Here is a 10438-nt window from a genome sequence, read left to right as displayed (position 1 = left end):
CTTGGTCTAAGCCTAAATAAACTAAAGTCATGGCTTCACTTGAATGATTTAATAAGTGCATGACTAGGCCAATATTGTAATTTGATTGCGTGTAAACACGATAAGCCCCAGTTTTGCGCATCGTATGAGTACCTAGATAATTAATTCCTAATAGATCGCCAACCTTACTCATAATTTTGTAGAACTGTTTTTCCGTGATATGTCGCTCTGGGTGTTGAATGGAAGGAAAGAGCCATTCAGATTCTAGTTTATGATCAAGTAGCCATTGGCGGTACAATAAGAGCTCTGTTTGAACCGGTTTAAGGTACAAGGTATTAGGCTTACCCGTTTTTCGATCGTGAATGAACGCATTTTGTTTAATAGAACCGTCCGGATTAAAAATATCGGTTTGCTTTAAGCGCATGACATCACTCACTCGCAGTAGCGTAGCTTTGCCAACTTGAAAAACTGTATAGTTACGCCGGCCAGCTTTAAAGTTGTTGAGTAAGGTATCTTGAACCTCTTTGAGAACGTTTGAATCTTTGATGGGTAAGACAACTTGTTGCATAAGCTGTTAGTTCCTTTACTTTAAAATTAATTTAGTTGCAGAAAACCTAAAAATCGAATATTATAATGTAGTACGATGGTAAACTTAAAGGAGGCGGATTAGAATGAGTAATACTATTATTAAAAACAAGACAATTTCAACTCGTGTAACACCTGACATTAGTGAACGGGCTAAAGCTAATCTAGCAAAACAAGGGCTAACCGTTTCTGAGTATATACGCTTATCGTTAGTTAAAGCGGCCAATAATGAAGTTCGATTAGTCAGCTTTTTAGATTCTCCGGAAGCCTTAGCCGCTAAAAAAGAAGCAGAAACAGGGCAGGTCAAAAACATTGGTTCATTGACTGACTTTGAAGATTGGATCGATAAGTTAGATGCAAATTAAACAGACCAAATCTTTTGAACGTGAATTAAAAAAACTAGGCTTGAGTCTAATGATGGTATGATTTTGAGGTAAAAAACTTTCGTTATAATTGTAATTACAACTTTAATTCTATTTTAACCAAAATCAATCTGATCCAACATTTTCCCCTTGGATATAAGCTAAAATTTCTAGAATTGACAGGGTTATGTCTACAACAAAAAAGACCCTACACATCAAGGTAAGGTCTTTTTATTAGATTCCACATGACCTAGTAGCGCAAGAAATAAACTCATGCTATCCACAATTGCACTTAGCTCCATATCTCCTTCTACCGAAATCTTTACAGGTGAAAATGCGTCTGTTTCCTCACTTGATTTAATAGATATATAAGTACGTCCACCATGCCCAGCATCACCACCTCTTTTACCAGTGGTTGCTATTTCAACTTCTGCTTGAAAAGCATAAATAAGAGTGAATTTATAGACCAGCATAGATATCCCATCTAATAACTTTTCACGCTTACCAATATAATAACAACTGGTGTTGTTGACATTAAAAGGGGCATCTTCAGTCAACTCATTATTGTCAATGGCAACAAATGCATCCTCTAGATTATCAAATTTATAAATATCATCCATACTCATCTTATAAACACTCCTATAATTGACTTATCTTAATTAAAACACTTTAACCACCTAAAAATACCCTACCAGTCAAGATGATATAGCTTATGATAACTGGGCCTATGTTAATCGCATTTTAGTCAGTACGTGCTACACCATATTGGGATGTTGAAACTGTAAACGTAGTTATTGGTCCAAATTGACCGTTTTCCTTACCACCTTCTAGAGAAATGAAGAAGAAGCTTCCATCCTCAGAAACAGAAATACCAGTAACAGTTCCTAAAAAATCTTTGTTAGGAACTACTTCGCCAACCTTAAAGTAAGGTATCTTAGTTGGATCAAACGCCGACACACCTAAAAGCATTATTTTTTCGATTTTAAAGCCATTAATTAACTTTATAGGATTAACAGCCAAAAATTGTTTCAAAGCAGCATTTACAATTGAACTTTTCTTCAAGCCACTTTCAATTGCGTATTGTTCCAAGTTTTTAGCAACATCATTTGAAACGGTCGAACTAATACGTACAGAATTTTCTTCAATCATTCTAAATTCTCCTAATTTAAGTTTTCAAAGGATAACCCTAAATTAAATTATACACTTAATGATCAAAAATGCGAATTTTATTGTTTCTTGTGTAAAAATGCGTATAAGTATTTAAATTTGAATTTGCTAGTCTGATTGGTAAACCACAATCAACGCTTAACTATTCAATTTAGCCTCGCTTTTCAAGGTCTATTAAAACGTTAAATAAAAAAACAACCCCCATTATCTAACTAGTAAATAATGGGGGCTGTTTTAATAGTCTTTTTGAGGGGTCATTTGTGAATTATAGACCCTAAAAACAGTTAATAAGTTCATTTATTTACATTCACCAATTGATTATAATCTCTTACTTGTTTTTTAAGTCATGATTTAGCTTTATTTGTGTAATTTTATTGGTAACCTTTTCTACAGTAACCTCAGTAACTGACTTAGTAAATGCTGTATTTAATGCTAATAGGTTTTCATCCATCATCTGTCGTCCCTTTCAATTATTTCGAACTGCGGTAGCTTATCAACTAGATCGAGGGTTTTAAGTGATACCGTAATGATGCGCAACAGCAACTTAAAAATATACTGTGGATCATCACTATAGTCATTGGGGTCATCTGTAATTTGGGAAGCTTTATCAGTTTTTACTCGATATTGGTCCATAATCCACTCAATTGCTGATCGGCCATTCACAACGTAGTCGTAGGCCCGAGCTGGAATATCTGAAATTGTGATGTCCGAATTAAACTTAATTACGCTATGGTCTTTCCGTGATTTGAAGCGCATCTTCTGAACCCGATAACTTGGTTTGTCCGCGTGCATAGTAACTTTGCAACCGGCATATGGTTCAGCATCTTCATAGTTGATATGCAAATCAAGCAATTGTTGACCTACTTCAACATATTGACGTATGTCCTTCACTATTGGAATCCGGGCTAAATCTTTTTTGAGATCGTTCGCGTACTTTTGCTGGTACTCCGGCGAATTCAAAAGACCATAGACGTAGGCATACGTTTCATCAGTGGTTAGCCCTAACTTAGTTGCAAACGTGGTAGAAACGTTATCGCAATCTGTGGCAAGAATATTCTCGACAGAACTATTTTTTTCGTTATCGTGGCGTATGAACGCCTGCGTTTTTGTTAGACAATCAAGATTAGGAATTAAATCCGTTGCCAATATTGTAAATTCTTTAGTTGTTCCTCTTCCGGATGTTATCAAGGCAGTGTTTTTTGCTCCAAACTTGCGATGAAATAATCCGGGCATCTCTACTACTTGTTTATCGTAATACATCCATTTTTTTGTAAATGGGCGATATAACGTTTTAACCATTTTGCTTTTTTTAAAGGAAAATAGCTTTGCTTTGCTCAAATTCGACTTCATTCCTCGAGACCAATTAATGTATTTAGGGTCAGAGGAGGCACTATAGTTACTCCAGCTTCTCCCATTCGCCTTTTTTACTTCTTTGTTGTAGTGATCAATAAGTAGCTCACTATTCTTTGCTACAGTATGCTGATTATACCCAATGACCCAATAATCTCGACTCGTAACTACGCCGACAGCTGACAATTTGAATACTGTATGATAATTTTTCTTCTCAGCTAGTGGTGTATATGCCTGATAATTCTGATCACGCTGATTTAACCAGTCATCATTTTTATCTGGCGTCAACTCTGTCCACTCTATCCCATTCACCGATGCGGCATTAGAAATTGCGTCAAATTTCTGCTGACGAGTTAGATAATCACCAATGTCTTTGTAATACAGGTGATGTTCATTAGATCCGTCCTTGATTAAGATAGAAATGGCAATCGGTGCACGACTACCGGAACCAAAGATTTTTCCGCCTTCTTTACGAGATTTTTCGCCTTGTGTTCGTTGATTTCCACGTAGATTGTAAATATACAAGTAGTTGAACTCCTCATAGAACGACTTACGCAAGCCATTAGCGGATTGTGAATCAAGAAAGCCGCCGTTCGTTACGAAACCAATCACCCCTTGGGTTTCTAGTCGGTCGCTGGCCCAGCGGAAGGCTTTAACGTAACTGTCATAGCTCCCCTTGTTTAGACCTGCATTGCTATTCTTTACATACGTATCGGCAATCCTTTGCTCTAAGCGCTCATAGTGAACGTTCTGGTTGTCATCATTTTGGTTTCTTTGTCCCACCGAATAGGGTGGATTGCTAATAATCGCGGTAATTGGGGCTTCTTGTTGCTTCTTGAGTCGCTTGTTATTACCACCAAACATATCTTCATCCAGCACGGCGTTATTTTCCGTTGATTCAAACGTATCAGTTAGAACAATACCATCAAACGGAATATAGTCTTCTGCCCCATTGATCTCGTCAAAGACGGATTCAATGTTGATGGCCGCGATGTAGTAACTCAATAACACAATCTCATTGGCGTGCAATTCTTGCGTGTACTTGCGGGTGATATCGGCTAATGTGATTTTACCCGCCTGCATCTCCTGATTCAGATAAGCAAGGGTACGTGTAATAAATGTGCCTGTTCCGGTGAATGGATCTAAGATGTGTACATTCTCAGCATCTAGGCCGCGACCAAAGTGTTCCTTCAGTACTTCATCGACAGATTTCACGATAAAATCGACGATTTCCACCGGTGTGAAGACAATACCTAATTTTTCCGCCGTGGCGCTAAAGCCTGTACTGAAGAACTTATCATACAGCGTCACGATAAACTGTTGTTTAGCAGCCGCATTGTCAATTCCTGTTGCCCGCGTCCGCACTGATTCATAGAAAGGTTTCAAAACCGCTTGTTCTTGGTCAAAGCCCGCCTGCATCATATGCTCAATCATATCTTCCATGGCGCGGGAAACGGGATTATCGTTAACGAAACTATATTGGTCGAATAGTGCTTCAAAGATTGGTTTAGTGATAACGTGTTGTGCCAACATTTCAATGGCCTGCTCGTCATCAATATCACTATTGATATTGTGCTGCAAACTCTTAACGTAGCGCCTAAACGACTTGGCAAATGGGGACTTTTTATCCGCAATCAGGTTCTCAATCCAGCGAATATGGCGTTCCGCTAATTTTTGGACATCCGCCGTCCAGTCTTCCAGATAACGGCGATCACCAACCTTTTTAACAATCCGCCCATAAATAGCATCTTGAATTTCATGCCAGTTCAATTCAAGCTCAGTCTGTTCCGTGCCATGTTCGTCACCAGTGCGTTGATTTGAACGGTCAAAATCATTGTCCGGAGCACCACCAATGCCAATCACATTCAAATTACCGGGCTTTTTCTTATTCAGATCTAATTTATTAACTGATGCTTCAAAACGTTCATCAATAGATCGTAAAGCGTTCAATACCTGCCAAACAGCTTGGTAGGTCTTATTGTCATCCAGTACCATATCTGGATCTTGTCCAGTTGGCACGACCACTGGCAAAATAATGTAGCCATATTCCTTGTCCTTATACTTACGCATAATCCGACCAACAGCTTGTACAATATCAATCTGAGACTGTTTAGGTGCAAAAAAGATAATGGCATCAAGGTTTGGCACATCAATACCTTCTGTCAGGAATTTAACATTAGAAAGCAAGCGTGCCTCATCATCTGGTAAATCAGATGCTAACCAGTCAATCGCGTCTTTTTTTTGTAAAGCATTCATGCTACCGTCCACGTGTTTAACATGCACGTGGAAACTGTTTGGGTTGTCCTTCCCTAAATACTCATTTACAACATGATTAAATTCTCGCGCGATCTGTTTTGAACCAACCTTACCCGCACCGTGTCCACGTTGATTATCAATCACAGACGCAAAGGCAATGGCACGTTGCATCGGTTTGCCACTGACTTTGTTAGAAAAACTCTCCCGCTTCATCATGGCATTCCAAACACCGATAATCTTGCCAATATCATCAATGTTCAACCCGTTTTCCGTAGACAAACTGTTCTGCATATCCCGTTGAATAACCGACTCATCAACTGCCAAGACTTCCACCTTGTAATCAGTCAGAATTCCTTGGGCCACAGCATCACCAAAGCCTAACCGGAAGATCTCTTCTCCGTAGATGTTTTTATCATCCATGGAGGAAATTACAATATTATCCTCTTCACCCTTCTTCTTGGTATCTTGGGAATAAATCTTAGGCGTTGCAGTTTGGTAAAGCCGGTGCTTGGCTTTAACTGTATTGTTACTGTGAACTTTGGTAAACATGCCAGCTTCAGTATTGGCAGCATGTGCCCCGGTAGTTCTGTGTGCTTCATCTGCAATAATCAGGTCAAATTCCGGATACCCTTGTTCTTGTGCTTGGTGAATGACATCAATCGACTGGTAGGTGCTAAAGATAACTGTAATCCGTTGCCCGTCAGTCGGTTTTAGGGCTGCAAAATTAGCCATTAACTTATCAGCGTTCGTTGAGGCGGGAAAACCAATATCCTGAATATTCATATCGCTATTATCATCATTATTGCTGTAGGTCCGCTTTTTAGAAGCATTGCGATCTGACGTTACTGCAAAAGAAATCAATTCATTTGCTGGGTTCACATCACTGTTCCAGCTAAAAAGGGTTTGTGAGAGCAATTGAATGCTTGGTATCAAATATAGTACAAAATAATCTTGCTTATATTCATGCTGAGCCATTGCTTCTGTAATCTTCAAGCTGGTAAAGGTTTTCCCTGTACCTGGTGCCATAATTAGTTTCCCACGTTCGTGCGCATCAAAATAGGCCACCGCTTTCGCAATGGCATCCTTTTGGTAGCCACGTGGTTGCTTGTGGCTGACTTGAATCGACTTGGTGGCGTTGCCAAAATGAAACTGGGACCAGTCAAAACTTGAATGTTTGAGATCAGACAAGCCAATTCGGGTAATATGCTTAGAGCCGTCATCTAAAGCCGCCTCTGCATTCTTGTTCCAATCATCCGTAGTGGTAACTAACAAACCGTCTGCATAGTAATTCTTGTTTAATTCGGCAACATAGCTATTGATGGTATCCTTACCAACTTTGCCTCGATAGTATTTTGCCTGAACAGCTGTTAATGCACCCGAATCCCGATATCGGGCTACAAGGTCCACACCCAAGTCTTTTTTAGGAATATGGTACTCGGCAGGAACCTCTTGTAATAGCCATACGTCAGTATATAAGTTTTTGTATGCGGGTTCGTTTAGCAAATAAGACTTAACGACTTCCTCAAACATGGTCCCACGATCACGTTGCACGCCATTTGCACTTGCGTCAATCTGGGCCATTAAATTATCGAAAGATTGTTTTAACATCTTTTCAAATTCCTCCGTAACATATTAGTTTTTACCAAAAATGCCACCAACTTTTATTAGCTTTACTTTTGTATAATCTTTCTTGTTCCTTATTGGATTCAGCAACTTTATTTTCATTTTGCTTGTCGTTTTTATCCTTGCTGTGACGGGTATTAGCATTATTCGACAAGGCATCGTCCTTGTCGTTTGATTGTTGCTGTTGAGTTGCACTAGAAGGTTCAAGCAAGCCGCTCAATTTCCGAACGTGCTCTTTTAATCGATGGTTTTCTGAAACCGTTGCTATCTGTAATTTTTGTTGCTGATCTAAGGCCTGTTGTAAATTTGCAATTTGTTTATCTTTAACATCAAGTTGTTTTAGCAAGATCTGATCAATATTTTTGTCCTTGTCGTTTTCGACTTGCCGATTTGGTTGTCGTTCTTGTCGTTTTTGCTTGTCAAAATTAGCAAGCATTTTAACGCCTTGGTTGTCTATTTCTAGATGGTTTTTAACTTTGTAAGTGTGTTTGCTTCGAAAGCCATTAATGCTATTAATACGTTGATTAATAGCTTGTTTTGACAATTTAAATTTTTCTGAAAGTTGCCGAATAGTCTTGCCCAATAGTTTCACCGCCTAATTAATCCGCCTTGAATTATAAGTTAAAAACGACAAGAAAACCAATCGACAAGCAAAACTTAAACTAGGTTGTCGATTGGTTTTCTTTAGGTATCAATCTTCAAGCTAAACTATAATTGATTTGGTTCTGGTTGTTGCCACCAATGAATGTTGCTTTAACAGTAAATATCCCGAATTAACAACAACTAAAGTTTGCATCTAGTTTTTTCCCTAATGGCTTGTTTTGATACACCAAACTCATCAGCAAGTTCTCTAATAGTTTTAGGCATGTTTTCCAAACCCCTTTCGGAGTTCAGCAAGCATTTCTTGTCTTGTCTGATCTCTTATTGTTTTATCATGCTCAATCTGTCGTTCGGCTAAAATCTGTTTTTCAGTTGAGCCTAGTGGTAGGCCTTTAACTTTATCGGTAGCACGCCATTTTTCTTGTTCTGTTAATTCACCATTATTCTGGATATTAAAAAGTTTTTGACGCTCATCTTGGAACTTACCTTGAGAAAAGTCGTTTGCATCTTTTCTTTCAGGCTTCCAAGTAAAAGTATAACCAATCACTGGTTTCCCACGACCTTTACCATATTTTTTTCGTATAGTTAGGCCTCTAAACAAAGGGGTTAGTTCTTCCTTAATTGGGCGAATAACCCTAGATTCAACGTTCGCAGGCTTACTCCAATAGCTTTGTGGAATATCTAGTAGTTCAAAGAAATCATTTTTAGAAAAATAAGCATAACCAGTGGTTCGGAATTGTTTAAGAATACGAAAAGTTGTTTTTGCGTAACTACTCTTTAAATCTCGGAACTCTGTCAAAGCATAACGAACCCAACTTTCGAGATTATTTAGAAGTTTCAACGCTTTGGGATAAATTTGAATATCAACATAAGGAACGTCTGCAGATCCCTTAATTTCAAATCGAGTGAACATGACAAACATCTCTCTATCAAGACCATCTTTACTTCGAGAGCCAAATCTAAGACCTAGTATTTTTTGATATGTACTTTGTATGTCATCAATAAACCGATTATTTGCGGTTGGCTTATAGGCACTTAACTCTTTTAACTGATCAAAGGTAAATCTAACAGTATCATCACCTTTATCACGCATTCTAGAAACTACAGAAAAGAACAAGTTCATTTCTACAGGAGTAAACCTTCGCAAGGGGATTGTATTTAATTCAGGGTCATATTTGACTAATTCATTGCTCATAAAATAACCTCCTTGAATAATACTACCTTATTTGAATACAGGAGTAAATAAATGTAGTCGATAAACAGACAAAATGTAGTCGATAAACAGACAAAATGTAGTCGATAAACAGACAAAATGTAGTCGATAAACAGACAAAATGTAGTCGATAAACTTCTGTATTCCCTGGGAGAGTAAGGCGCAATAGGGGTCTAAAAGAGGTTTAAAAGAGGTTTATAAAAGAGGTATAAAAGAGGCACCGCTGTACGAGATTAAAATCTAGAAACAAAAAACACAACGGAGTGAGCCAAAAACCGGCTCACATTAAACTCCAGTCGCACAGCTCCTTGCACCTCACTCTGTTCGTTGGTTAAAAGGTGTGGTAAGCCACATATAATACGGGCGCTGACGCCCCGCACCCCGTCCAAGCTGATTCAGCTTGACTGTTTTACACTCGCCGTTAGGCAGGAAAGTAAAGTTTCTACAAAAACTTTGGCTTTCGCCATTTCAGTGTTAAGACTTGTTTAAAGCTGTCAATTCCTTATGCTCCTACGCTTTGCTCGTCCGCTACCATTGACAGCAAATAGTTAGCTTTTCTAAAACTTGATAAAGATTTAACTGCTATGCCCCTTTTTAAGGGCCTTATTTTTTGTTCTCAGCGATTTTAAGGCTATTTATGTATATTTATACCAAAGCCAAAATAAAAAGCCCTCAGGGAGCTTTTAGAGGACTAAATAATGAAGCCTGGTCGATTAATAATATCTTCTTGTCTTTTTTGCAAAATGTAAGTATACAGGGAATCATACAAATTCTTTTTAATCTCGTCAGGTTCATTGACAGAAGCTTTAAATAATTATTGAATATCAACCTGCCAAGGATCAGAGAGAATTTCGTCAATGGGTTTTAATACTTTCTTTTCGTCCAGCTTAATTACTCCTAACATCAAAATAATGATTTCAGTTTAGATTTACAGATTTTACAGTACCGTTATTCCAATTTTGTTACCAAACTCATAAAGATTCTTTGCACAGAACGATTAAAAAAATTTGGCTTAAAACAGTGGGATCTGCAACACTTTTTAAATATTTAAAACATAACAATCTTAGTTAGGTGCAAACATAAATTGAATTAAAAATACAGTCAATTCAACAATAGCAGAAATTGATTTTATGGTTATCAGCAGACCGAGTGAAACGAGGTCAATGCGCACTTACACATAGAATTTATTCTATGTTGTGCTAGACCCATTAAAAACCTGTATCAGAAGTCGCCGTTGGCGACAACTAAAAATCCAAATAAAACTAACCAAAATCAATTTGATCTAACATACTTTCGGTACTGG

8 protein-coding genes and 1 pseudogene are annotated in these 10438 nt (G+C 38.0%); 1 reads left to right on the top strand and 8 read right to left on the bottom strand.

From position 1 onward, the window contains the following. Positions 1-547: site-specific integrase (locus tag GSM_RS13325; protein ID WP_010078403.1), on the bottom strand; the 547-nt coding region annotated here is incomplete at its 3' end. 103 nt (positions 548-650) lie between these two features. Between GSM_RS13325 and GSM_RS13320 the strand changes: the two genes are divergently transcribed. Continuing rightward, positions 651-929 carry a plasmid mobilization protein gene (locus GSM_RS13320; protein ID WP_003625288.1) on the top strand — a complete coding sequence of 93 codons (279 nt, stop codon included), beginning with the start codon at positions 651-653 and terminating at the stop codon, positions 927-929. Between the two features lie 212 nt (positions 930-1141). On the opposite strand, the gene GSM_RS13315 is transcribed toward GSM_RS13320, so the two are convergent. From GSM_RS13315 to GSM_RS14850, 7 genes and pseudogenes are all read right to left on the bottom strand, one after another. Beyond that, positions 1142-1552 (bottom strand): hypothetical protein, encoded by a 411-nt coding sequence (locus tag GSM_RS13315; protein ID WP_003687937.1) that lies wholly within the window; start codon positions 1550-1552, stop codon positions 1142-1144. Positions 1553-1667: 115 nt separating this feature from the next. Further along, positions 1668-2075 (bottom strand): hypothetical protein, encoded by a 408-nt coding sequence (locus GSM_RS13310; protein WP_003687938.1) that lies wholly within the window; start codon positions 2073-2075, stop codon positions 1668-1670. Positions 2076-2421: 346 nt separating this feature from the next. Further along, the gene (locus tag GSM_RS15540; protein WP_268869536.1) at positions 2422-2547 is read right to left on the bottom strand and encodes a hypothetical protein; all 126 of its coding nucleotides are present in this window, start codon (positions 2545-2547) and stop codon (positions 2422-2424) included. Then, on the bottom strand, positions 2544-7307 hold the full coding sequence (locus GSM_RS13300; RefSeq protein ID WP_003687939.1) for a type ISP restriction/modification enzyme: 4764 nt from the start codon (positions 7305-7307) through the stop codon (positions 2544-2546). Before GSM_RS13300 ends, GSM_RS15540 begins: the two co-directional genes overlap by 4 nt. A gap of 31 nt (positions 7308-7338) precedes the next feature. Further along, the gene (locus tag GSM_RS13295; protein WP_010078402.1) at positions 7339-7905 is read right to left on the bottom strand and encodes a DUF536 domain-containing protein; all 567 of its coding nucleotides are present in this window, start codon (positions 7903-7905) and stop codon (positions 7339-7341) included. A gap of 276 nt (positions 7906-8181) precedes the next feature. Beyond that, entirely contained in the window at positions 8182-9117 is a 936-nt protein-coding gene (locus GSM_RS13285; protein WP_003690715.1) for a replication initiation protein, read from the bottom strand. Between the two features lie 709 nt (positions 9118-9826). Then, positions 9827-10039: pseudogene (locus tag GSM_RS14850) on the bottom strand (hypothetical protein). Positions 10040-10438: the final 399 nt, after the last annotated feature.

The organism is Liquorilactobacillus mali KCTC 3596 = DSM 20444, assembly GCF_000260415.1.
Classification (GTDB): Bacteria; Bacillota; Bacilli; order Lactobacillales; family Lactobacillaceae; genus Liquorilactobacillus; species Liquorilactobacillus mali.
The sequence above is the reverse complement of the archived record's forward strand: the minus strand, read 5'-3'. Positions and strand labels throughout refer to the sequence as shown.